The organism is Vibrio sp. B1Z05, from assembly GCF_052955985.1.
In genome coordinates, this window is record NZ_CP130464.1 from 380760 (window position 1) to 406182 (window position 25423).

Consider the following 25423-nt stretch of genomic DNA (forward strand, 5'->3'; position numbering starts at 1 on the left):
ATGTTTGAATATTTTCATGTATTAGAGCGTACCAAACGTGAGCGTAAAGCTTTGGTCGATAATATGGCTACGCCTTTGTTATTTAGGCGATTGCTGGAAAGCCCAAACCCTGATGTGGGCACCTTATCCAGTGAGCTTGACTATATTGTTTTGGATCTGGAAACCACTGGACTTGATAGTGTAAATGACCTGATTTTATCCATTGGCTGGGTTGTGATTTCGAAACGAAAGATCGACCTATCGGGTGCGTGTCATTTCTATATTAACCAAGAGTCACAAGTGAAACCTGAAACGGCGATCATTAATCATATTACACCTGAAATGCTCACCGAAGGGGTGTCTATCCATGATGCGATGAAGGCTTTTTATGACGCGGCGTTAGGCAAAATCATTGTTGCTCATGGCTGTATTGTGGAAGCTAATTTTATTAATCAGTATCTAAAAACCCACTATCGCATGTGGGATCTGCCGTTAATCTGGCTCGATACCTTATGTATTGAGAAGAAAATGGCAAAAGCACGTAACGATACTGAAGATGTAGATTTGACATTATCGGGCACAAGAGCGCGCTATAAGTTGCCAGAATATAACGGACATAATGCTTTGAGTGATGCTTTAGCCACTGCCGAGCTATTAATGGCGCAGATGAAGCGTTTAGAACCCGAGCATGATATTAAATTTGGCTATTTGTATAAGCTAAGCTGTTAATTTTCAGCAAGTAATCTAGTTCAGTTTGAAAGCCAGTAACCTTGTTACTGGCTTTATTATTTCTGTTTTTAGCGCATTAGACGCAAAGCATACTAAGCGATTAGAAGCTGTAAGTCACACCAACACGGGTACGAAGCTGGCGATCGCTATTTGTGCTGCTTGGGCCATTGCTGTATTGAACGTTGCCTAACTCAAAGTAAGGTCTCCAGCTCCAATCTTTTTCTTTATAACCCACTTTAATGTTGTAATCCCATTCGTTGGTTCTTTTAGCGGTATCGCCGCCAAACCATTTGTCATCATTGAACATATCTTCAGCGTAGTTGGCTTCAAAGCCAAGTTGCAGTGCGCCAATATTGTAGTCAATGTTACCTGTGATCTTACTGCGGTTAACTGAGTCTTTGTCAGTAGAATCTGCGTAGTCTCTAAATTCATGACGGTAACGAAGCTTTGTGGTGAGTCCTGAATCAAACTTATATTGTACGCGCACCTGTGGCTTATAAGTGATGCGATCATTGCCGAAAGTGATAGGCATAGAAGTGGTAATGCGCCAATGATCGTCTAACTTGAAGTTGTAACCGTATTCAAATTCATTGTCAGCAGAACCCCACTCAGAGAATGGTTTACCGGTTTGTTTAGCTTCTAAACCAAAATAGTGATTTCCGACGCTAGAGCCAATTTTGATACGGCTAGCGTATGATTCATCTTCATGCTTATATTCTTGACGGAAATCGACAGAAGCGGCGCTTACTGAAGCGGCAGCCACAGTGGTAATTAGAGCAAGAGTAACTTTGTTTAAAGCTTTCATTTGATAACCCTTAGGAGTCATTTGTTGGTGTTAATGTATGACAATTAGTTTAAGGATTCGCTGATGGATATGCATGTGAGCCAGCTCACTGAAAATATTGATTTTAGGCGTTTATATTTTTTAATGCAGTGCTTGTTGATTGCAAGTTATTGTTTTTATGGGTGTTTATTTTTAATGCATTAAGTTGCATAAAAACAACTAAACCTTCAGTTATGTGCGGGTAATCGAACTGAATTTAGGTGTTTTAATATAAAACCAGATGAGCATGACCGGCATTTGGTGATGAGCTTCACAGCTTTGTTTTTGTCGGTTAAGGCTAGGGTATTTCTGCTAGGGTAGTTTTGAACATTCACTATCACTATTATCAAGTAAGATAGTGATTGGCAGTAGGGGAAAGCCATACTTGTTACTTTATTACTAGTGCCAAGTATGGCCTTATCGTTTGGTTCGCTTTACATCTTCAAAGCTTAAAAGCTATAAGTAAGGCCTACACGGGTACGCAATTGACGATTACTGTTAGTTGCACTAGGTCCGCTGCTGTATTGAACGTTACCTAACTCTATGTAAGGTCTCCAACTCCAACTCGCTTCTTTGTAGCCAATTTTAACGTTGTAATCCCATTCATTGTGACGTTTCGCTGATTTACCGCCAAACCATTCATTGTCATGGAAGAAATCTTGCGCATAGTTAGCCTCAAAGCCCAATTGCAATGCGCCAATTTTATAATCTAGGTTACCGGTGATCTTACTACGGTCGATAGAGTCTTTATCCGACTTGTCGCCAGTATAGTCGCGGAACTCGTGACGGTAACGAAGTTTACTGGTTAAACCCGAATCAAATTTATATTGAACACGAACTTGCGGTTTGTAAGTAACGCGATCATTGCCGAATGTGATGGGCATTGAGGGAGTGATGCGCCATTTTTTATTTACTTTGAAGTTATAGCCATAGACAAATTCATTATCTGCCGCTTGCCAATCTGAAATTGGTTTACCGGTTTGTTTAGCTTCAAGGCTAAAGAAGTGATTGCCAACGCTACTGCCAACTTTGACACGACTAGCATAGGCTTTATCATTGTGTTTATATTCTTGACGGTAGTCTACTGAGGCCGCGTTTACGGATGCAGCAACCACGGTAGCTGTAATGAATAACGTAATCTGGTGCTTTTTAATCATTTTTCATAAATCTGTAATTTTGTCTTACGGTATGACAAATAAAATAAAGTCGCGATAATACGCTGATAGCAAACAGCTTGTCATTATTTTTATCCGTGTTTTTGAATATTTATTTGGTGGTGTAAATGAGGGCAGAGATGGGTAGGGTGAAAATACATCATTTTATTTAAATGAGTTTGTGTGCATGCATATTAATAAAATCAATGCTTGTGAGTGCTTCTTAGCGTGTATCTGACAGGCATAAAAAAGCGACCAGAGAGGTCGCTTTGATGTAGAAATAAGAGGTGCTTGCTTATTTATGCTCGATAGCAATTTTACTAAAGCTCACGTCAAACACTTGACCGGCATAGCTAGAACTAGGGCTGATTTGAGGGTAAATGCCCGCTTTGAAATAAAATTTATTGCTACTATTTGCCCAGTTTGGAGTCAGGGCATGACCCGTATTTTCAATGTTTACACCCCAATTAAAGCTTTTTCTAACACCTGCAGCTTCTAAAACCACACCTTGGCTATTTACGTCAATTTGGTAAGAAAAATCAGTGCCTGATTTTGCAGTACCTAAGTCAACGCTAAATGAATTACAGCTATTACACACTTGATTGTTTGGCAAGAAGCTGTCGTTCATAATGGCACGAACTGGCTTATTCGGTCCTTCCCACAATAATTTGATCAGTGCTTGTTTGATTTCATAACCATGAACTTGTCCAATAACAACCTTAGGATCTTTATTGATACCAGTAGGATATTTCTCAACATTTAGAGTGGCGTTAAGTTTATGATTAGCACTGTCACTAATAGCCCAGTTTTGATTGCTAGATGAACAGCGATTGGAACTATTAAAGTTGTAGAGTTCACGCAGTTCTGAGCGAGCATAGTTACTATTTGTTGTTGTAGTGATGCCATCATCGCCAAGATCAACAATAAAGTGAGTTCTGTTGTTTGCATCAATATGGAAGTAAGGCAATGTGGTGTCAGTTGTAAGCTCGTTTTTACCGCTACAATCTGCTGGAATCAATTCTGCAGCACTATCGCTATCTGTAAGACCGCTGCCAGTACCATAGTTGTCTTTATAGTAGGTATAACTAACTGGTAGGGTAATTTTCCACTGATTAATGTCCCAACCTGCATTTTGTTCAACTTGGCCGTTATCAGAACCGCCGTTACCATTGTCAATATCTGAACCACCATTACCATTGCCAATATCAGGAGTACTGTTATCGGAACTGCTAGAATTTGAGTCAGAACCTCCACATCCTGCTAATGCCATTGCTAAAAAAAGTGGTGCAACTGCGTAGGCCAGCTTCTTCATATTGATATACCTTAATTCTAAAAACTTATAAATATTCTAATCATATTGTCATACATATGAAAGTTGAGGTGCTCAGCTTTGTGACTCGACTCAAATTTAGGCTGTTGAAAATTTATGTCATATTGTGACTGTGATTGTAAGTTGTTGTTTTTATTGGATTGTGGTTGGTTGTTGTTAGCGGTAGGTATTTTTTAGCTCATTGATTTTAAACTCAAAGCCGTTTTTATTTGCTGCATATCTAAAGTATTTACACATATTAGTAATACAAAATGGTGAGATTATAAAAGTAGAGAATCAGAAATAGATTCACTGATCTCGATAGAGTATATAGAGGGGATAACCTTTTAAGGTTTTATATGTTACCGCAATGTCTAATTGAGCTTCCCTTGCAATGAAGTCGCAAACCATTATTTAAACCTTATAGAATTTCAATCTTAAGCAATGATGTGCATTAAATTAGGTTGATATGATGCTTTTATTATTGGCTTTTTGACCTTCCCCCCTTTTTAAGAGCAATGACATTGAACTTGAATATTCACCTATAGATAAGAAGCGTTATATTTTTGGCAGTAAACTAATGAATAGATCTACTCTGGGTTTCGTCATGCTGTTTTGTGTAAATTCATTCTCCGATGCCCATTGCTGTGATTGCCGTGTTATCAACAAGAAAGTAGAGAACTCTCCCTTCTATTTATTGCCTCAAGTTAACGGCCTGTGTTATGCATGCCTCGTCTGGTAAACGGTGAAACGCTTAAACCTTAGCCTTCATATTTCCTGTTGTCTTTTCCATCTTGAGAATGATGTGTATTTCTTCCTTGAAGAAAGTGGATCTTAGATCAAATGTCTAACCAATATAGGTAAGAAAGGAAAGGCTATCCTTGTCATTAAGTAGTATTTAACAGAGTGATTAGTCTGTTTAATGATCAATAATAGTATTATTTATGCGTGTAATTTCATAGTGTCACTGGTATTTTTGTAATGCTTTATTACAAATTAAATGCTGGTTAGATGTATTTTTTATCCAGCGAAATCAAAAAGTGTGACATGTATCGTCAATATGAAATATTTGGCATATCTTTATTATGTACTCAAATTGGTGTTTATGTGCGGGGTGATATATCGATATTTGGTGTTTTATTGGCATTTAATTCTATTATTTGTTGTTTTTCAGTAAAGTTAAAGGGTGAGTACAAATTCTCCACCAAGTTCCGTGGACTTAATTATCAAAGTAAAAAATCCTACATTCGTCACAGTTTGTAACTAAGTGTTACCGTAATCTATTTGTCATACATTAAGTTCAATACCCAAACGGATATAAAGGTAAATTCTTCATGACTAAATCTAAAATTGCTCTAGCTGTTGTAGCTACTATTTTTGCTGGCTCTGCATGTGCAGGCCAAATTGATTATCGCGCAGAATACAAACACAACTCAGATGAATACCAACATCGCATCAAACTCGGGTCTTCAGTAAAAGCTTCAGACCAAGCTAAGGTCTACTTTAGTGTTGAACAAAAATGGAATAGTAATGACAAATCAGATTTCTGGAACGAAGTAGAACGCGGCGATTCAGAGTTCGATTGGGGTGTGCAATACAAACTTAATAAAAACTGGTACGTACAACCAGGTATGCCAATTACGTTCTCAACAGAGAAAACAACGTATAAACCTCAATTCCGTGTTGGTTACAAAGCTGACTTTGGTTTGACTACTGCTATTCGTTACCGTCACGAATTCCAAACATATACAAGCGAAGCAGGCACAACAACTGACGTTGATGGTCAAAAAATCGAACGTGCAGGCAAAACAATACAACAAGGTAAAATTACTTTAACGGGTTCATACAAGTTGCCTCAAAAAAGTTTGAAAAACTTAAAATTGAGCTATGAAGCTAACTACAACCACAACTACGACAATATCCGTATTGAAAACGGTAAAAACTGGGGTTGGGATGCTGGTGTGATCATTGGCTACCAAGTTGAAAACTTCCAACCATACATCGAACTTTGGGATGTGAAGGGTAAAACAGGTACTAAAACTGATACTCGTCAGCTAAGAACTCGCCTTGGTTTGAAATACAAGTTCTAACGTAAATATGAATTATATCTACTGAAGGAGCGGGGCTCTGCTCCTTCAGCACGTAGCTAACAGAATATAAGAGAGATACTATGAAAATTTCTAAATCAGTTATCGCTGTAGCGGTATCAAGTGTATTGTTATTTGGTTGTGATTTCGATGTTGGCCCACAAAGCAGCACTCCTGCTGCAGGTAACGGTAGTACAGGAAATGCGGGTAGTGTTGTAGTTCCTGATACTGGTAGTTCAGTTTCTAATAAACTGGTTCAAATTACTGATACATCGACAACCGATACCGGTGAGCTTCGTTTGAAACTTGCTGATGGTTCAACTAAAGCTGTAATTACATCTATTGCAAAAGGTAAGTTGACTGTTGATTTAACATACATCAATGATGATCCTGCTCAGATTGATGATCAAAATGGTAATAATGCATATATCACTCTATTTGGTACTGGTACAAGTAATTCTAACTTAGTGGGTGAACTTGCCTTTAATAATAGCGGAGATGTTTTCTACCGTACTAATCAAGGTAAACCAGATCTATCATCAGCTCCTGTAGCTTCATTTACACCAGGTGAGAAAACACCAGTTGAAATGACTTGGGGTAATGGAGAATATTCATTCAAGGTTAACGGTCAATCATTTGGGCCTTACCCTTGCTCTGCAGAGACTGGTCCAGTTCAAGTTATCGCTCTTAAAATGGGTGACAACAGCCATACCACTCCTTATAAACTGTTAGTTGATAACTTCAAAGTATTTAACGTTACAGATGCAGGTGACGAAACTGTATTTACTGATGACTTTGAAGGTCGTGCAGTAGGTCAAAATCTTTCTGCTAACCCATACAATAGTAATTCAAATGAAGCTGTTGTGATTGGTGAGGGTAGTACTGATACTGGCAGTGCTAGTAACGGTAATTAAACATTGATAAACCCCCAGCTATGCTGGGGTGACTCGCATAGGTTTGACCGTGACAACGGTATATGTAACTTCTTTGCTCGACCAAAAGTAAAGAGGAAACAACCTATGCGAGACTATAAGAGTCTGTCTCATACAAGATGGGATTGTAAATACCACGTAGTATTTATTCCAAAGAAAAGACAAAAATTGATCTATGGTGCAATTAGGAAGCATCTAGGGTCCACATTTCATGAGTTGGCCAGGCGTAAAGGCATAAAAATTGAAGAAGGACATTTGATGAAGGATCATGTTCATATGTGTATCAGTGTTCCTCCAAAATATTCAGTATCTAATGTCGTGGGTTACCTCAAAGGAAAAAGTGCGATATCAATAGCTAAAAAGTTTCGAGGTAGGCAGAGAAACTTCAATGGTGAACATTTTTGGGCGAGGGGATACTTTGTTTCAACTGTAGGATTAGATGAAGAGACAGTTCTTGAATATATACGGAATCAAGAACAAGAAGATGAGCACCGAGATCAATTGAAATTAGGAATTTAGCGCCTTGAGCGCTTACTTAAGCCCTTAGAGGGCGTCACCCAATAAGCCTCCGGCTTTGCCGGAGGTCATTTAACTGTTTAGGCATCTATATTCGTTAGAACTAGATAGTTCATCATAATGTAGTCATGTAATGGGCTACGTTCAATTAACCCATTTATACTAATGTTAAAATAACTAAGCCATATTCTATGGCTAAATAGTCACGCCGCTACTTTTTGGTGATTACCCTAGTACTTACCAATCGGTAATAATTCCTCGCATATTTTAATTTCCTACGTTGCTCTTATGTCTTTATTAGGGTTTTTGATTATCATCGTCAAACGGTACATAGTGTAGTAGGGATGTATCTGCAATTTGCATTCATGCCATCAATGTGTGTCTAGTGGTCATTTTGATAGCATCTAGATGTTCTTCATCTCAACTTATCCCTCCCAGTTGCCTTTATCTAATTTCGGATTGTAGTTCAGTCCGTTTAGGCTTATATCCTTTTGTTACTGCTATTGAGTGTGTGTCCCCAAAAATTCAGATGATACGGAATGGAATCTGACTCGCTATCTTGAGGCTAAATAGAAGACGTTGAGTATGAGGAAATAGTACTACCGAGGTTCATAACTCTTATGATAGCGATCTCAGGATCGGTGTGTGTCCTTAAAAAATCTTTCAAGCAACTATCTATACATTTGCCATTCAATAAAGAAGTACTAATAGCTGTAGTACCAATCCAATATGAACGGATCTTTGTTCGTAAGAATGTAATGAGTAATTGAAAATGCTTGGTTGGAAACGAGGATAGGGGAGTGTCAATAGGTTCGTATCAGGTAGTTCACATTATAATAGGGGCTCTGTATGTGAACTTTTTTGAGGTGTGCTGCGTGGTTTGGTATCTCAGTATTCTTTTTCTTAAATCTACACCACCTTAATAACCGCATAATAATTAAACGATCCAGTGAGACCTTGTACCAGCCCCGTCTTTAATAAGACAACTATGAACGGTGAAAATCAGCACCTAAAAAAATAAAAACCGAAAATTTAAGCAAAAATTCATAAAACAAGCAAGTTGACTACCTAAATTCCATGGTAAATGTGCGATCTGACTCCCGCTTCTGGTATGCACATTGCGCCTAATTAACTTTTTGTACTCACATCACAGTTTGCCTCTGAGGCTTCCACTAAACTAATTGTCATACATTAATTCAAATGTCGATGGATAAAAAAAGGTAAATCTCATCATGAATAAAAATAAAATTGCTTTAGTTGTAGTAGCAACACTGTTCACTGGTGCGGTAAGTGCAGGATCACTGAACTACCGTGGCGAATACAAACATAAAGACGAAGATTTCGCACACCGAATCAAAATTGGTGAGTCTGTGAATGTAGCAGATAAGACGAAATTGTACTTTAGTGTTGAGCAAAAGTTCCAAAGTGAAGCAGATGAGAATGGTCATCAAGCATTTTGGAGTCACGTAGAGCGTGGCGATTCAGAATTTGATTGGGGTGTTCGCTATGCATTGACTAAACAATGGTACCTACAACCTGGTATGCCAATTACATTTGGTAACGGCAGAACAACTTATAAACCTCAGTTCCGCGTTGGTTACAAAGCTGACTTCGGCCTAACAACTGCACTTCGTTACCGTCATGAGTTCCGTGAGTACACAAACGACGGCCAAACTATTTCTCTTGCAGGCGGCGGTTCAACTGACGTTTCTGGTAAAACAACTCAGAAAAGTAAAATCACACTTACTGGCTCTTACAAGATTCCAGTAGACAGCTTGAAAAACCTACGTTTGAGCTATGAAGGTAACTACACCAAGAGCCATGACAACGAGCGTCTAGCAAACAATGAAGATTGGGAATGGGATTTCGGTCTAATCGTTGGTTACAAAGTGGGTAACTTTACTCCTTACGCAGAATTCTGGACAGTTGACTACGGTTCAACTTCTGGTGACCGTCAGGCAAGAACTCGTCTAGGCCTGAAATACGACTTCTAAAAATAAATAAAATAACATCCAAAATGGGGTGAGTGCTCATAAAAAATAGATGACGCTCACCTACATAACAAACAGTGAAATATAAAGAGAGATAATATGAAAGTTTCTAAGTCAGCGATTGCAGTAGCACTGTCTACCGGACTTTTGTTCGGTTGTGATTTCGATGTTGGTTCTGAAGAAAGCTCTTCAGGTGGCGGGACTGTAACACCACCTAGCTCAGCTTTGTCTGGAGCTTACTGGGAATTAGCAGGTACATCTTCTTCAACACAATCTGTAGACCTACCTAATATTTATGTGTTTGATGGCACTAATCAAACTTATTACGATGATGATGCAACTCCAGGTGAGTACAAAATCACAGTAACTCCGTACACTGAATCTGATGGTGATATTACATTTACTTATTACCACGACGGTACCTCAACTGAAGTTGATGGTTCTTATACTTTGACTGACGGTGCGCTAGTTGTAAGCACTGGCGCTTTTGGTGACCTATCAGGTACAAACCAAATTGATAATGCTGACATTAAAGCAGCAGTAGAAAAAGCAAATGCTGATGCTGGCTTTAACAATGTTGTTCAGATCATCGATACAATGACCGATGATACAGGTGAACTTCGCCTAAAATTGTCTGATAACTCAACTGGCGCATCAGTTGCTTCAATTGCTCAAGGTAAAATCACTATTGATTTAACTTACCAAAAGCATGAAGGCACAACTGAAGCTGAAGATGACAATGGCAATAACGCGTACATCAGCTTATACGGTAGTGGAACAAGTAACTCTAACCTATATGGTGAGTTAGTTCTGAACAGTGGTGAAGTATTCTACCGTTCAAACACTGTTGTTGATGGTAAACCTCAGCTTTCTGACGCAATTGGCACTTACACGCTAGGTGAAAAACTTGAAGTTGAACTAGAGTGGGGCGAAAACAACAAGTACTCTTTCAACATCAACGGTACTTCGTACGGTCCATTTGACTACGCGATGGAAAATGCAGCAGTACAAGTTATCGCAATTAAGATGGGCGACAACAGCAATACTACTCACTTCGAACTACTTGCTGACAACTTCAAGGTTTACAACATTGAAGATGGTGCAGAAGAGCTAGTATTTGAAGATAACTTTGATAGCTATACAGATGGTCACAACTTGTCAGCTGACCCTTATAACAGCAACTCGAATGAAGCAACAGTTCAAAACCAATCTGGCGCTGCAGATGATGGCGGTTCAGAGGACGATGGTGGTTCTGAAGATGATGGCGGTTCTGAGGACGACGGTGGTTCTGAAGATAGTTCAGTAGATTCATTTGAATCGTACACTGTTGGCACTCAAATTGATACAGCGAACAGTGCATACACTGTAAATGGTGTAGATGGTAGCACTATGCTAGCTGAAGTAAGCAATGAGGAAGCGAAAACAGGTTCAAACTCTCTATATATGGAAGATAGCAGCGACGGCGGTAAAGGTACTGTTGCCCGCGACTTCTCAGCTGGTGCAGCGAATAGTGGTTCGGTTTCAACTTCTGTTTATATCCCTACTGATGGTTATGTGAAGTCTTCGTACCTATACCTAGGTACTTCTGCAACGGGCTCTTCTAGCTCTCGATTCACTGAAGTAGTATTTGGTTCAAGCTCGGTTAAATTCAGAAATGAATCTGGCTCACAAGTTGATCTTCAAGACTACGAAAGAGACACTTGGGTTGACGTTACTATCGCTTGGAGTGGTACTGACGTAACGGTAACGGTTGATGGAACTGAGCACGCAAACTTAGTTGCGGAAAACGATACTGGTGCTCCTACAACATTCGTAATGTATAACGGTGATACTTCAAGTGTTGGTACGTATACATACTTTGATGATGTAAGCTCTGACTTGTTCTAAGCAAAACTACCTAATAATAAGGTCGACATGAATTGTCGGCCTTTTTTTTAACTGAATTTTAGCGAAAGAGATAAAATCAATTTTAGATTCGATTGGTTAGATTCGTGATTATATGAAGATAACACGTTAATTGCTGCGCGTTCGTTCCTGTGTTTAGATTCTCCCAACGCTATCTCTGAACATTTGATGATGATTGATATACTTAAAACACTGGGCGTGAATATTCCATACGATATAGGCGTACTGGCAAAAGTGGTGACTTAGTATAAGGTTGATGAGGCATTTCCAATACAGAGGTAAATACCATTATTGCAATTAAGATGTATTCTCATTAATGGCATCAATAACTGTTCTTGTCTGATGTTTGTTCTTACGATTTAACACTCGTCTTATTATATGCGTAGCTTTCTTTGCAACGATTTAAGTGAAAAAGTCGTGTAATTGTCTATTTTTTGGATCTTTATTGTGAATATAACTTGCTTTTGCTATTTGTAATACAATATAATTTATCGGACAGCAACAGGCTACATATAGCCTGTTAACTGTCTGTTTTTACAAGGTCAAGCTTCTTCAAGCTAGGACTTTAAAAACGAATACTAAATAGGGTGGGCTTAAACCTAAGCCGGCTCTTGTTAGTAAAGCTCCATAATTATTATGAATAGCCTAAACATACCCTTCTAGTGTTTAGGCTCGGTACACCACCGATTTAACCCATAGGCTTGCACTTGCCTATGGGTTTTTTTTTGACAAAACTGCACTGGTTGAGTCGCCAATGCCATCCAAGTTCTGCCTATTTATTGTATTTTTTGTGGCAGCTTAGGCCTCTTATAGGTAAATCAAATAAGAAAACAAATCTGATAATCCAATTAATTATAAGTACGTTTATTAAATTTGTTTAGTCCTACAATTGTTAATGCTTGTTACGACACTTACATTTAACTGAACTGAGCTTTCTTACAAAAAAATACATTAAGTATCAGGTGCTAAGAGGGCTGTAGTGCCTATTTACGGCCTCCATTGGTCTATTTAAAAGGTGATCAAGAGCTGTTGTTGTCTATATTAGAAGCAGGTCAATAGAGGAAGGAATATTTGTATGATTTAACCTATAAAAAGTCTTGCGTCATACGTCACATTTATGAAGTATTGTAATACAAAAGATTTAAGTTAAGGATTAAACTGTACTGGATTTGAAATAATTATTTACAGTTATAAGGTAATGCAATGGATCTCAATACTACGATTGTTGGCATTTACTTCCTATTCTTAATTGCAATAGGTTGGATGTTTAGAACATTTACAAGTACCACAAGCGATTATTTTCGTGGGGGCGGTAACATGCTTTGGTGGATGGTTGGTGCGACTGCGTTTATGACTCAGTTTTCAGCATGGACATTCACAGGCGCGGCAGGTAAAGCATATAACGATGGTTTTGCTGTTGCGGTAATCTTTTTAGCGAACGCATTCGGTTACTTCATGAACTTTGCGTATTTCGCTCCTAAATTCCGTCAGCTACGTGTTGTTACGGTAATTGAAGCAATTCGTATGCGTTTCGGTGCTACGAACGAACAAGTATTTACTTGGTCTTCAATGCCTAACAGTGTTGTATCTGCAGGTGTTTGGTTAAACGCACTAGCAATTATTGCATCAGGTATCTTTGGCTTTGATATGACAATGACAATCTGGATTACAGGTTTAGTTGTACTAGCAATGTCAGTAACTGGTGGTTCATGGGCGGTAATCGCATCTGACTTTATGCAGATGGTTATCATCATGGCGGTAACAATTACTTGTGCTGTTGTTGCGATTGTTCAAGGTGGCGGTGTTGGTGAAGTAATTAATAACTTCCCAGTAGGTGACTCTGGTTCATTTATCGCAGGTAACAACCTTAACTACCTAAGCATCTTCAGCATCTGGGCATTCTTCATCTTTGTTAAGCAGTTCTCTATTACGAACAACATGCTTAACTCATACCGTTACCTAGCGGCAAAAGACTCTAAGAATGCTAAGAAAGCAGCGCTTCTAGCGTGTGTGCTAATGCTTGGTGGTGTATTCATCTGGTTCATGCCTTCTTGGTACATTGCAGGTCAAGGTGTAGACCTAGCTGCTGCTTACCCAGATGCAGGTTCTAAAGCAGGTGACTTCGCGTACCTATACTTTGTACAAGAATACATGCCAGCAGGTATGGTAGGCCTTCTAGTTGCAGCGATGTTTGCAGCGACAATGTCTTCAATGGACTCTGGTCTAAACCGTAACTCAGGTATCTTCGTTAAGAACTTCTACGAAACAGTAGTTCGTAAAGGTCAAGCGTCTGAGAAAGAATTGGTTACAGTATCAAAAATCACTTCAACAGTGTTTGGTATTCTAATTATCCTTATCGCACAGTTCATTAACTCTCTGAAAGGGTTGAGCTTGTTCGATACAATGATGTACGTTGGTGCTCTAATCGGCTTCCCAATGACTATTCCAGCATTCCTAGGTTTCTTCATTAAGAAAACTCCAGACTGGGCTGGTTGGGGTACTCTGATTGTTGGTGGTATCGTTTCTTATGTTGTTGGTTTCGTTATCAACGCTGACATGGTATCTCACGCATTTGGTCTAGAAGAGCTAACTAAACGTGAATGGTCTGACGTGAAAGTTGCGATTGGTCTAATCGGTCACATCGTATTCACTGGTGGTTTCTTCATCCTATCAACTCTGTTCTACAAACCTCTTTCTGAAGAGCGTCAAGTAGACGTTGATAAATTCTTCGGAAACCTTGCTACACCATTGGTTGCAGAATCAGTTGCTCAACAAAAACTTGATAACAAACAGCGTCAAATGCTAGGTAAACTAATTGCAGTTGCTGGTGTGTTCATCATGTTCATGGCTGTACTAAGCAACCCAATGTGGGGACGTCTAGTCTTCATCCTATGTGGTACAATTGTTAGCGGCGTTGGTATGCTTCTTGTTAAAGCTGTTGATAGCTCTGTAGACTCTTTAGAAGAGAGTGTTGCTAAGTAATCAACCCACTTAAGCTAAATTAATTGATGAATGCGGACAGAAATGTCCGCATTTTTTTTGCCAAAATTTGGTGTCATAAAGCTATTTATTGTAGTTGCAGCGTGGCGCTTTATCTTCAGGTCTATCGGCACTCTAGTTTTTGCTTATAAAGCCAATATGTTTAAGTGGTTAAATGATACGTTTGATTTCTATGTTCCGCTAACGGTCGTAAACACCAAAGCCAAAAACTAGCCATCATCCTCTTTGATTGTTATGAAGTCAGGTGTGTTGTAGGCAGGGGGAGGGCAGCACGGCTACTAACGACAAGTCTAAGCAATGCTTTATTCGGCCGCTTTCTTGCACGGAGTTGTTTTGGCTTATTCGAGTGTATTATTAGTGCCTGTCCTTAATTTTCGGTCGATAAAATTGGTGTGTGTCCTTAAAAGCTTCCTTAGAGCAGTGTGCTACTGTTGGGAATAGAAATCACATAAGTTGCTTTCGTCTTTGGCTGTTATGAACTCGACCTGTTGTAACCTGGGTAGGGAGTACGGCGGTTACAAATATGCATAAATAATACTTTGTTCTATCGCTTTCTTACACTGGATTTGATGTGTTTATTCAAGACCATTATTAGTGCCTGTCCCTAAATCTTCGGTCGCAAATTACTAATGCAGTGGCATAATATTTAGGAAGCGGAAAAATCGGTGTGTGTCCTTAAAAGCTTCCTTGAGAGCAGTGTGCCAACTGTTGGGACTCTCTGGCTATTATGAACTCGGCCTGTTGTAACCTGGGTAGGGGAGTACGGCGGTTACAAATAAGCATAAACAATGCTTTATTCGACCGCTTTCCTGCACTGGGTTATTGGTGTTTATTCAAGACCATTATTAGTGCCTGTCCCTAAATCATCGGTCACAAATTACTAATGCAGTGGCATAGTATTACGGAATAGAATTGGTGCCTGTCCTTAAAAACAATGTGTTTACGTTATATTTAATTCATGGTTATTAGTAATACAATATATATTGATAATGGATTTTAAAATCAATTATAGCTGGCCATAGGTATGATTAATTAAAAATACATATAGCGGTAAGCGCTTGTTTTTAAATGTAACTAGATATTTCAACGCTAATTTTAAAAGGATTTGTCACGATATTGAATCTTAGATCCAGATCACTTGTATGATTTATAGATAATTGAAACACGAGGTGCTTGTCACAATTAAAGCGTATTGTAGTACAAGTTGATCTTGGTTCTCGTTAAACTTTTCTAAATTTTATTAAACAGCAATCCCAAAAGGTTTAACGATGGATCTCAATACAACTATTGTTGGCGTCTATTTCCTGTTCTTAATTGCAATAGGTTGGATGTTCAGAACATTTACAAGCACAACAAGTGATTACTTCCGAGGCGGCGGCAGCATGCTTTGGTGGATGGTAGGCGCAACAGCGTTTATGACTCAGTTTAGTGCTTGGACATTTACCGGTGCGGCTGGTAAAGCGTACGCAGATGGTTTTGCAGTAGCAGTCATCTTCCTTGCTAATGCATTTGGTTACTTAATGAACTACTTGTATTTCGCTCCGAAATTCCGTCAGCTACGTGTTGTAACGGTAATTCAAGCGATTCGCATGCGTTTTGGTAGCTTCAACGAGCAAGTATTTACTTGGTCTGGCATGCCAAACAGTGTTATTTCTGCGGGTATCTGGCTAAATGGTCTAGCAATTATTGCATCTGGTATCTTCGGTTTTGACATGACTACGACCATTATCCTAACGGGTCTTGTAGTACTAGTGATGTCTGTGACTGGCGGCTCTTGGGCGGTAATCGCATCTGACTTTATGCAGATGGTTATCATCATGGCTGTAACAGTAACTTGTGCTGTTGTTGCAATCATTCAAGGTGGTGGCGTTGGCGAAATCGTTGCGAACTTCCCAACAGATAACGGCGCATCATTCGTTTCAGGTAACAACCTAAACTACTTAAGCATCTTCGGCATTTGGGCGTTCTTCATTTTCGTTAAGCAGTTCTCTATTACGAACAACATGCTTAACTCATACCGTTACCTAGCTGCAAAAGATTCTAAGAACGCTAAAAAAGCAGCATTGCTTGCGTGTGTTCTAATGACTATGGGTCCAGCTATTTGGTTCATGCCTTCTTGGTTTATTGCCGGTCAAGGTGTTGATCTAGCGGCTATCTACCCAGAAGCAGGTTCTAAAGCGGGCGACTTCGCTTACCTATACTTCGTTGAAACCTTCATGCCAGCGGGTATGGTTGGTCTACTGATTGCTGCAATGTTTGCTGCAACTATGTCTTCAATGGATTCAGGTCTAAACCGTAACTCGGGTATTTTTGTTAAGAACTTCTACGAACCAATCTGTCGTCCAAACGCGACTGAGAAAGAGCTAGTAGTGGTTTCTAAGCTAACTTCTACCTTCTTTGGTATCGCAATCATTCTAGTTGCACTGTTCATCAACTCTCTAAAAGGGTTGAGCCTATTTGACACTATGATGTATGTAGGTGCGCTAATTGGCTTCCCGATGACTATTCCAGCATTCTGTGGTTTCTTCATTAAGAAGACTCCAGACTGGGCTGGTTGGGGAACTCTAGTAGTTGGTGCAGTTGTTTCTTACTACGTTGGTTTCGTAATCAATGCAGAAATGGTTGCAAATTGGTTCAACCTTGAGCCGCTAACAGGTCGTGAGTGGTCTGATCTTAAAGTTGCAATTGGTCTAATTGGTCACCTTGTATTTACTGCTGGCTTCTTCTGTCTAACGACGTTGTTCTACAAGCCACTATCTGCTGAGCGTCAAGCTGATGTTGATAAGTTCTTCGAAAACTTAGACACACCACTAGTTGCAGAATCTAACGAGCAGAAAGTACTGGATAACAAGCAACGTCGTATGCTTGGTACTCTTATCGCAGTAGCTGGTGTTGGTGTAATGCTAATGTTCTTGCTACCTAACCCACTATGGGGCCGCTTCATCTTCGTATTGTGTGGCGCGATTGTTCTAGGTGTTGGTTTGCTACTGGTTAAAGCTGTTGATGACACAGTTGAAGAACTGTGTGAACAAACTGCGGAATAATCAATAACGACTTTTTAATTGATGCGGGCTTGGTGCCCGCATTTTTTTGCTTTGCAATTCTTAAGTTTATAGAAGGGACTAAAATGAAAAAAACAGCAATCGCACTGGCCGCAGCACTGACATTATCGGGTTGTAGTCTATTTAATGACACCAAGACTGAATCTAACACTTTGGCGCAAGTTGATCGTTCAATGCTTTTAGATAGCCCACGTTTGAACGTGGTTGAGCGTGCATCGGTAGAAGATGCCTATAAAGGGGAAGTTGATGCACTTCGCACTAAACTTCTTAATGCTAAAGACGGCGATATCATCGAGATTGAAGCAGGTAAATATCGTAACCTGGGTCAACTAACTATCGAAGCCAACAATGTCACCATTAAAGCAAGAAAAGCAGGCACGGCTTGGGTAACGGGTCTTGTTCAGTTTGAGCTCAAGGGCAATGATATTACTTTAGACGGCTTGGTATTTACTGAAGGTGGTCCAAACGAGCGTTTTGGTGGCGTTCGCGTGATGGGCGATCGCAACGTACTGAAAAACTCGACATTTTACTACTTTAATGACGATTACACTTATGAGCCTGATGCTCGTCGCTCTGAATACCCGAAGTACCTATGGGTTTCTTTGTGGGGTAAAGATGGTCAAGTCATCAACAACCGTTTTGAAGGCAAGCAGAAACGTGGCACTTTAATCGGTGTGCAAAAAGATGACACGCCAGATAATCATATTATTAAGCACAACATCTTCCTTGACCAAAAACCAAACCAATTTAATGAGTTTGATATTAAAGAAGCGATTCGTTACAACGGCAACAGCTGGGAAGCCATTCGTATCGGTGATTCAAAATCGTCACAGTGGCCTTCAAACAGCCAGTTTGTAGATAATCTATTGATCAGTATGGACGGTGAACGTGAACTGATCTCTATTAAATCAGGTGGCAACGTTATCGGTGGCAATACCATTTTTGAAAGCAGCTCTTTGATCTCTCTTCGCCACGGTAAAGCTAACATTGTTGAAGACAACGTGATTTTAGGTAATGAAAAGCTGCTGACTGGCGGTATGCGTATTTATGATGAAGATCATGTGATTCGTAATAACTACATTGCCAATACTCGTGGACGTGATGGTTTGATTGAAGGTAATGCCGATCTGCGTGGTGGTATCGTGATTAATACGGGTATTATTGATGTTCAAAACGGCGAGAAACTTGACCAATCAGTTAAGGGCAAAGAGCTAAATAAACAGTGGACTCCAAAAAATATCACAATAGAAAACAATACCTTGGTTGATACGGAGTGGGGCATTGTGTACGGCAACCAAACGCACCGTGTAAGCCTATTTAATAACAAAGAAGTGTCTAATATCTTTGGCGGCGTAGACGTTCATTTCAAGCATAACTTGATTGATAACTCTAAAAACCCAGAGTTTGTTGCGGTTAGAGCAACTAAGGATTTCCCATTAGTAGGCGCAACTTATGCGGATGAAGTGTATGTTGGTGCAGTGACTGAAGCTGAGCTTATTTCTGACTACTCTAATAAGTTACCGAAGATAACTAATGTAAATGGTTTTGAAACGGCTGAAAATGCGGGCGCTGACGTTTCTAAGCTTAAGATCATTACAGCAGATGTTGCAGGCCCAGACTACGTAATCAAATAAAATATAACAACGTAGATGGTTAGGTAAAACAAAGGCGAGCAGTGCTCGCCTTTTTTGGTTTTTACTGTTACTACAAATACTTAAGCCATGCTTTTTTTGAGCTATGTTTATAATCTGCAAAAGCTTTTACTGGAAAGTAGAGAGCGACCGCTAAGAAAATAGTCATCAGCCAAATATAACCAACGCTTGGTAAACCGAATAAATTATCGTAATTTGCACCAAAGGTATTGAGCATCAGGCGATAGCCAAACAGTAATACGTACAGGTGTAAAATGTAGAAAAACATAGGTGCCGAACCAAAGGTTTGCAATATACGGGTTACACCATTCTCTATTGTTTCAAAGCAAGCCAAAAGAATCACACCGAGCCCTAAAGTCATCAATATATAATGCAATGACGGTGGGTATTTGCTGAAATTAAAGAAGTCCATAACTGTTAGTATGAAAGTCGATTGAGTCTGCCAGTCTAACGTTTCCCCGTAAATGTTGAATCCACGCAGTATCATCAATAAGCCTAAGCTTGAGGCGCCTAGTTTAATCAATATTGAGCGTCGAGTTTTAGCATCATACGTTTTGCCAAAAATTGGGCCTATTGCATAACCGAGTAAGATCACTCCTATCCAAGGCAATACAGGGTAAGAAAGCTTGATCTTTAGTGCACCTTCACTGGCTAAGAATCCTGCATCATGCAAGATGGTCCAGAATATGTATCCAAACTCACCTGGTGCAAAGTTAATTGGTGTAAGAAGATTGTGCCCGAATACAATGAGTAGCCCAAGACCTGCGATCATGTTTCGCGGCAACTTACATAGCAATGCGAGTGCAATCATACTAAGCCCAATCGCCCAAATTACTTGTAGGTAAAGTGTTTCATACTTACCAAACCAAGATAAATTAATGAACGTAACTTCGATAAAGATCAGAAATAGCCCACGCTTTAAAAGAAATGTGCTTGGATCTCTTTTGATACCATTGTTTGGGTTTGCGTTCAACCACGCAGACAACCCAGTAAGAAATACAAATAAAGGCGCGCACAGGTGAGCAAGCAGTCTGGTAAAAAACAACTCCGGTTCGGTTTCAGTTAAAGACATTGGGTCGGCGACGGGTCGGTGATAATAGAAACGTTCACGGACGTGATCCAACAACATAATAAGCATGACGATACCACGCATGACATCTATTGATGCAAGCCGGGTAGTTGTTTTATTTGCGACGTTAGACGCGGTTAAATTTTGAGTTATAGCAGTCACATATGCACCTAGTTCTATTTTTGGTGCATAGTATATCTATACAGTCATTCCTATCTATATTGCCGTTTTTATGTGTTATCTAAAGGTAACTTTATTGATTGCCTAGTTAGTATTACCCAACAAGTTTGATGATGCCATTCGGTGCCTGTCCTTAAATCAATCATGCGGTTTGGTATATGTCTATTGTTTCTTCAGATAGATGATTACGCTTTTAGTGATGATGAGTTTTTCGCTAAATAGCTTTTATTAAATTGATCATAAACGATCTTTTTATAAACGGCGATGAGCTCTTGAGAAATATCACTGGTATCTTGATACATCAAAGAAGTAGGCACAGAAGTTTTGCTGGCAACAGTGTTGATAGAGTGTTGTAGTTGAGCTGCTAGCTTTGCTAAATTATGTTCTGTATTTAAAGTAAGTTCTTGGCAACGCTGAACTTTTCTCAGCAGATTATTGGCTCGCCCTAATAACAATTTGGGATTTCGTAAGCCATGCTCTATCACTGAGCTAATACAGATACGGTATTGGGTAAGGGCATCGACGGTATCTAATAGACTTTGCCATTGAGAATTGTATTCCTGCAAGCTGCAATCTTCAGTATTTATACTTCGCAGTACCGCACTATCACAACAAAACATCAATAGACGGATAACTTGTCCGTGAGCAACAAGCTGTTTAGCAAAAGGCAACGGCTCACTATTTTGGATCAGTTCATCCAGTCGGCGAGATAAAATGCGCCTTTCAGTCCGGCTACCTAAATAGGAATAATCAAGAATATCATTGCTAATCTTACCCAGTCGTTCATTTACGCGACTGGCTCTTTTAGCATTAATTTTGTCACCGATGGCTTTCTTATAGATATAAGAGCGGTGCAGTCGCACGACCTCTAGTGCATCCAAAACAAAATCTATGCTTTGTTTTCCTTGCAACAAGCTGGATTTGAACGGTGAAGTGAGAGTTTGAGTTAACTTAGACTGTTTTGCTAAAAACATTCGGCTTGATATATCCATAAACAGATCCTTCCATCTAAATATCTTCAAGATTATTGAAGCAAGTTTGATGCCAATAGTTAACGTATTGTTTTTATTAGATAACTGCATTTTTATTTAGTGCCTGTCCTTAAATTATGATCTTTATTGGGGCAGAGTGCTCAGACTAAGTGCAGAAATAGCGGCGGTTTAAATCCCTGGTCTATTCGGGAAATTGTTCGGTGCCTGTCCCTAAATCGTTAATAAGTGCTTTGACGGATAAAGTGGCATTAGATCTTGAATCGACTAAGGTTTTTACAGGTGTTTTAAAAGTGAAGAGTGACTATGCACGAAGATTGGGCTGCGCTAGGCATTGCTACTGTGGGTATTGTCGGTTTAGGTTGTCAATGGTTGGCTTGGCGATTGAAGCTTCCTGCCATTTTGTTCCTGCTGTTAGCTGGGATTATTGCAGGCCCCATTACTGGTTGGTTTCAACCTCAACAAGTGATTGGTGAGCACTTTTTTGCATTGATATCACTGGCGGTCGCGGTCATTTTGTTTGAAGGTAGCTTAACTTTACGCTTTGCTGAAATAAAAGGTGTCAGTAATACAGTATGGTCAATTGTTTCCATTGGAGCATTGATCTCGTGGGCGTTAACCAGTATTGCAACTCACTATTTATTGGGGTTTGAATGGTCTTTAGCACTGTTATTTGGCAGCTTAACCGTGGTTACAGGCCCTACGGTGATTGTTCCTTTATTGCGAACCGTCCGTCCTACTTCTCGTTTATCCAATATTTTGCGCTGGGAAGGGATCTTAATTGATCCACTTGGTGCACTTTTTGTCGTCATGGTTTATGAGTTTATTATCTCTAGCAGCTCTTCACAAAGTGTTGAAGTCTTTGGCATTATTTTAGTCATTGGTTTTGGCGTCGGGATTGCAGCGGGTGCTACGATAGCAGCACTGTTGAGACGACGTTGGTTACCTGAATACTTACAACCGTTTGGTGTATTAACTGTGGTATTAGCGGTATTTGCTGTATCCAATTATCTTGAGTCTGAATCGGGACTACTCACGGTAACTGTGATGGGCATATGGCTGGCAAATGCTCGAGATGTCAATATCCAGAGTATTTTGCACTTTAAAGAGCACCTCACGGTTATGTTCATTACCGGCTTATTTATTTTGCTTGCCGCACGTATTGATCTTGAAGATTTTCATGCTTTGGGATGGAGCGCTGTCGTGTTATTTGTGGTTATTCAACTGCTCTCAAGACCGTTATCAATTTTGGTTTCGACAGCTCGCAGCAGTTTACATTTCAAAGAAAAGTTGTTTTTGGCATGGGTAGCACCTAGGGGGATTGTGGCCGCTTCCATCTCAGCATTGTTTGCTATTAAGCTTTATGCGTTTGGAATTGAAGAAGCTAAGTTATTAGTTCCTTTAGTCTTTATGGTTATTATTGGCACCGTTGTTTTACAAAGCGCAACAGCAAGGTCATTGGCAAATTTTCTAGGTGTGGCCGAACGTTCACCGAGAGGTTTTTTAATCATTGGTGCCAATGATGTTGCCCGTGCTATGGCGCTAGCACTTGCAAAATATGATTTGCGTGTGGTGGTTACGGACTCAAACTGGGATTACATTAGTCAAGCTAAGATGTCAGGGTTGGAGTTTTATTATGGTAATCCTACGTCCAGCCATGCGGATGAGTATTTAGATTTGATTGGGGTGGGGCATGTGGTTGCCCTAAGTCCTGATAAACATTTTAATATTATGGCATGTATGCAGTATTTATCTGATTTCGGAGAGAATAGAGTTTTTTGCCTTAAAGATCTAAAAAGTGATGATGCAGATAAACATTCGGTTAGCAAAGGATCTTTTGGACAAATACTGTTTGATGGAAAACACAGCTTTAAAAAGCTCGCAAGCCTAATCAACCAAGGTGCGGAGGTTAAACATACTACGTTAAGTGGGGCTTTTACGTATAAAGACTATTTAAATCAATACCAAGATGCATTATTGCAACCACTTTTTGTGGTGACTGTCCTTAAAAGGATTCATATGGTCAGTGACCACACTTCATTTTCACCGCAACCAGGGGAAACGGTAGTTTCACTTATAAAAGCAGCGGAGTAGATGTTTTTTGCTCATACATAATCCTAACTACAGATAGCAATCAGGAAGTAGCATTACTATGAGTAAAATCATTATGGAATATATAACCAATAATGATTGGATTAAATGAATCTTTTCGATGTCTCTTGAACCTCGTAATATGCACGCCATCGACAACGCTTATGAGGAATTTCTACATGTCGCATCCAATCATTAAAGATCTAAACAGCCGTTATACAGCTAAAAAATATGACGCAAACAAACGTATTTCTGCTGAAGATATGGAAGTGCTAAAAGAAGCTATTCGTTTATCTGCATCTTCAATTAATTCACAGCCTTGGAAATTTGTTGTGATTGAAAGTGAAGCAGCTAAGCAGCGTTTTCACGATACTTTTGCCAATATGCACCAATTTAATCAACCACATGCGAAAGAAGCGTCACACATTATCTTGTTTGCACACAATCCAAAATACACCAAAGATGACTACCGAAAAGTGGTAGATGTTGAAGTTAGCTCAGGCCACCTTCCTGTCGACATGTACGACAACATGCTTAACGGTGCATTTGGATTTGTTGATTTAAATACGGATGAAACAGGCTTTAACGGCAGCTGGACAAAAGCTCAGACCTACATTGCTGTGGGTAACACATTACACACTTTAGCTCGCATGGGGATTTCCTCTACGCCGATGGAAGGTGTTGATTCAAAACTGATTGGTGAAATATTTGCTGAAGAGCTAGGTGATTATCAATGTGATTTTGCTTTAGCTATTGGCTACCACTTAGATGGTGAGGATTACAATTACGGTAAACCTAAAGCGCGTTTAGCTACTGAAGATGTGATTACAGTTATTTAGTCGTGAGTTGCGAGAGATTTAATAGAGGCTAGGTGTAAACCTAGCCTTTTTCGTGTTTGTGACATCGCCATTATATTGGCTACTTTTTATTGAATTCGGTGCCTGTCCTTAAATCTTGATTTAAAATTTGTGAGTTAGAGCACAGAGACCTTATATGCCTATTTAAATAAAAAGCATATTGTATTACAATTATGCGAGTTGCTAGAAGTGTGTGTGGTTTGCCTGTTTATTTAAGGCTTACTCATTGAATTATAGACACTTTTAGTGAAGCCTAAAATTAAACAAAGAGAACATCAATATGTCTAATAAAGTAGCATTTATCTCAGGCGCAACTGGAGGCATCGGCTTTCAAGTTGCAAAACGTCTTGGTCAAGATGGATACACAGTCGTTCTTAACGGCATCGAAGATGACAAAGGCGCTGAGCGTCTAGTTGAGCTTAAAGAAGCTGGTATCGAAGCTGAGTACTACGGTTTTGACGTAACTGATGAGCATGCAGTAACTGCTAACATCAATGCTATTGGCGAAAAATACGGTCAAATCGACGTTGTAGTAAACAACGCTGGTGGCCTAGGTGGTCGTAGCCCAATCGAAGGCATGGAAACTGATTTCTTCCGTAAAGTAATGGCTCTTAACCTTGATAGCGCGTTCTTCGTATCTCGTGCTGCAATCCCATTCTTGAAGAAGTCTGATAATGCATCAATCATCAACTTCACTTCAAACGCTGCTTGGAACGCTGGTGGCCCAGGTGCTGGTATCTACGGTACTTCTAAAGCTGCAGTACACACTCTAACACGTGCGCTAGCTAAAGAACTTGCTCCTGCAAACATCCGTGTTAATGCTGTATCTCCTGGTACTATCGATACTCCATTCCATGCGCAAATCAAAGCGACTAAGCCAGAAGTATTCGCTTCTTGGGCTAACAGCATTATGCTAGGTCGTCTAGGTCAACCAGAAGAAGTTGCATCTGCAATTTCTTTCCTAGTAAGCAAAGATGCTTCGTTCATCACAGCTGAAACGCTACAAATCGGTGGTGGTCAAGCTCTAGGTATTTAATTACCACTTTAAACTAACAATTAGTTTAATTGCTTGAATTGAAACAGTAGGTCTTGATAAGA

General features: G+C 39.7%; 18 protein-coding genes. 13 read left to right on the forward strand and 5 right to left on the reverse strand.

The annotated features are described in order from the left end of the window. Complete coding sequence (locus QV280_RS14525; RefSeq protein WP_152820683.1) at window positions 1-708, forward strand: 3'-5' exonuclease; 708 nt, start codon at window positions 1-3, stop codon at window positions 706-708. Window positions 709-808: 100 nt separating this feature from the next. On the opposite strand, the gene QV280_RS14530 is transcribed toward QV280_RS14525, so the two are convergent. The 3 genes from QV280_RS14530 to QV280_RS14540 form a co-directional block, all read right to left on the reverse strand. Continuing rightward, entirely contained in the window at window positions 809-1513 is a 705-nt protein-coding gene (locus QV280_RS14530; RefSeq protein ID WP_152820685.1) for an oligogalacturonate-specific porin KdgM family protein, read from the reverse strand. A 467-nt stretch (window positions 1514-1980) separates the two neighbouring features. Then, complete coding sequence (locus QV280_RS14535) at window positions 1981-2688, reverse strand: oligogalacturonate-specific porin KdgM family protein (protein WP_152820687.1); 708 nt, start codon at window positions 2686-2688, stop codon at window positions 1981-1983. A 292-nt stretch (window positions 2689-2980) separates the two neighbouring features. Continuing rightward, window positions 2981-3997 (reverse strand): polysaccharide lyase family 7 protein, encoded by a 1017-nt coding sequence (locus tag QV280_RS14540; RefSeq protein ID WP_152820689.1) that lies wholly within the window; start codon window positions 3995-3997, stop codon window positions 2981-2983. 1331 nt (window positions 3998-5328) lie between these two features. Between QV280_RS14540 and QV280_RS14545 the strand changes: the two genes are divergently transcribed. From QV280_RS14545 to QV280_RS14585, 9 genes are all read left to right on the forward strand, one after another. After that, window positions 5329-6084, forward strand: a complete 756-nt coding sequence (locus tag QV280_RS14545; RefSeq protein WP_152820691.1) for an oligogalacturonate-specific porin KdgM family protein — start codon at window positions 5329-5331, stop codon at window positions 6082-6084. Between the two features lie 80 nt (window positions 6085-6164). Next, window positions 6165-6995: a hypothetical protein gene (locus QV280_RS14550; RefSeq protein WP_152820693.1), complete on the forward strand. Its 831-nt coding sequence runs from the start codon at window positions 6165-6167 to the stop codon at window positions 6993-6995. Window positions 6996-7100: 105 nt separating this feature from the next. Then, entirely contained in the window at window positions 7101-7532 is a 432-nt protein-coding gene (gene tnpA, locus QV280_RS14555) for an IS200/IS605 family transposase (RefSeq protein ID WP_152820695.1), read from the forward strand. Window positions 7533-8761: 1229 nt separating this feature from the next. Beyond that, window positions 8762-9523 carry an oligogalacturonate-specific porin KdgM family protein gene (locus QV280_RS14560; RefSeq protein WP_152820697.1) on the forward strand — a complete coding sequence of 254 codons (762 nt, stop codon included), beginning with the start codon at window positions 8762-8764 and terminating at the stop codon, window positions 9521-9523. A 96-nt stretch (window positions 9524-9619) separates the two neighbouring features. Beyond that, window positions 9620-11407, forward strand: a complete 1788-nt coding sequence (locus tag QV280_RS14565; RefSeq protein WP_152820699.1) for a hypothetical protein — start codon at window positions 9620-9622, stop codon at window positions 11405-11407. 1221 nt (window positions 11408-12628) lie between these two features. After that, the gene (locus QV280_RS14570) at window positions 12629-14407 is read left to right on the forward strand and encodes a sodium:solute symporter family transporter (protein ID WP_152820701.1); all 1779 of its coding nucleotides are present in this window, start codon (window positions 12629-12631) and stop codon (window positions 14405-14407) included. Between the two features lie 42 nt (window positions 14408-14449). After that, window positions 14450-14638, forward strand: a complete 189-nt coding sequence (locus tag QV280_RS14575; protein WP_152820703.1) for a hypothetical protein — start codon at window positions 14450-14452, stop codon at window positions 14636-14638. A gap of 1055 nt (window positions 14639-15693) precedes the next feature. After that, window positions 15694-17469: a sodium:solute symporter family protein gene (locus tag QV280_RS14580; RefSeq protein ID WP_152820705.1), complete on the forward strand. Its 1776-nt coding sequence runs from the start codon at window positions 15694-15696 to the stop codon at window positions 17467-17469. An 83-nt stretch (window positions 17470-17552) separates the two neighbouring features. Further along, window positions 17553-19121: a polysaccharide lyase 6 family protein gene (locus QV280_RS14585; RefSeq protein WP_152820707.1), complete on the forward strand. Its 1569-nt coding sequence runs from the start codon at window positions 17553-17555 to the stop codon at window positions 19119-19121. 70 nt (window positions 19122-19191) lie between these two features. Here the strand turns inward: QV280_RS14585 and QV280_RS14590 are convergent, their stop codons facing one another. Together QV280_RS14590 and QV280_RS14595 are read right to left on the reverse strand one after the other, a co-directional pair. After that, entirely contained in the window at window positions 19192-20370 is a 1179-nt protein-coding gene (locus QV280_RS14590; protein WP_216643775.1) for a DUF1624 domain-containing protein, read from the reverse strand. Between the two features lie 203 nt (window positions 20371-20573). Beyond that, the gene (locus QV280_RS14595; protein WP_152820710.1) at window positions 20574-21380 is read right to left on the reverse strand and encodes a hypothetical protein; all 807 of its coding nucleotides are present in this window, start codon (window positions 21378-21380) and stop codon (window positions 20574-20576) included. A gap of 303 nt (window positions 21381-21683) precedes the next feature. Between QV280_RS14595 and QV280_RS14600 the strand changes: the two genes are divergently transcribed. The 3 genes from QV280_RS14600 to QV280_RS14610 all read left to right on the forward strand — a co-directional run bounded on the left by QV280_RS14600 (window position 21684) and on the right by QV280_RS14610 (window position 25361). Further along, window positions 21684-23471 (forward strand): cation:proton antiporter, encoded by a 1788-nt coding sequence (locus QV280_RS14600; protein WP_152820712.1) that lies wholly within the window; start codon window positions 21684-21686, stop codon window positions 23469-23471. Between the two features lie 176 nt (window positions 23472-23647). Further along, the gene (locus tag QV280_RS14605) at window positions 23648-24307 is read left to right on the forward strand and encodes an NAD(P)H-dependent oxidoreductase (protein WP_152820714.1); all 660 of its coding nucleotides are present in this window, start codon (window positions 23648-23650) and stop codon (window positions 24305-24307) included. A 298-nt stretch (window positions 24308-24605) separates the two neighbouring features. Further along, entirely contained in the window at window positions 24606-25361 is a 756-nt protein-coding gene (locus QV280_RS14610; protein ID WP_023404652.1) for an SDR family NAD(P)-dependent oxidoreductase, read from the forward strand. Window positions 25362-25423 lie beyond the last annotated feature (62 nt).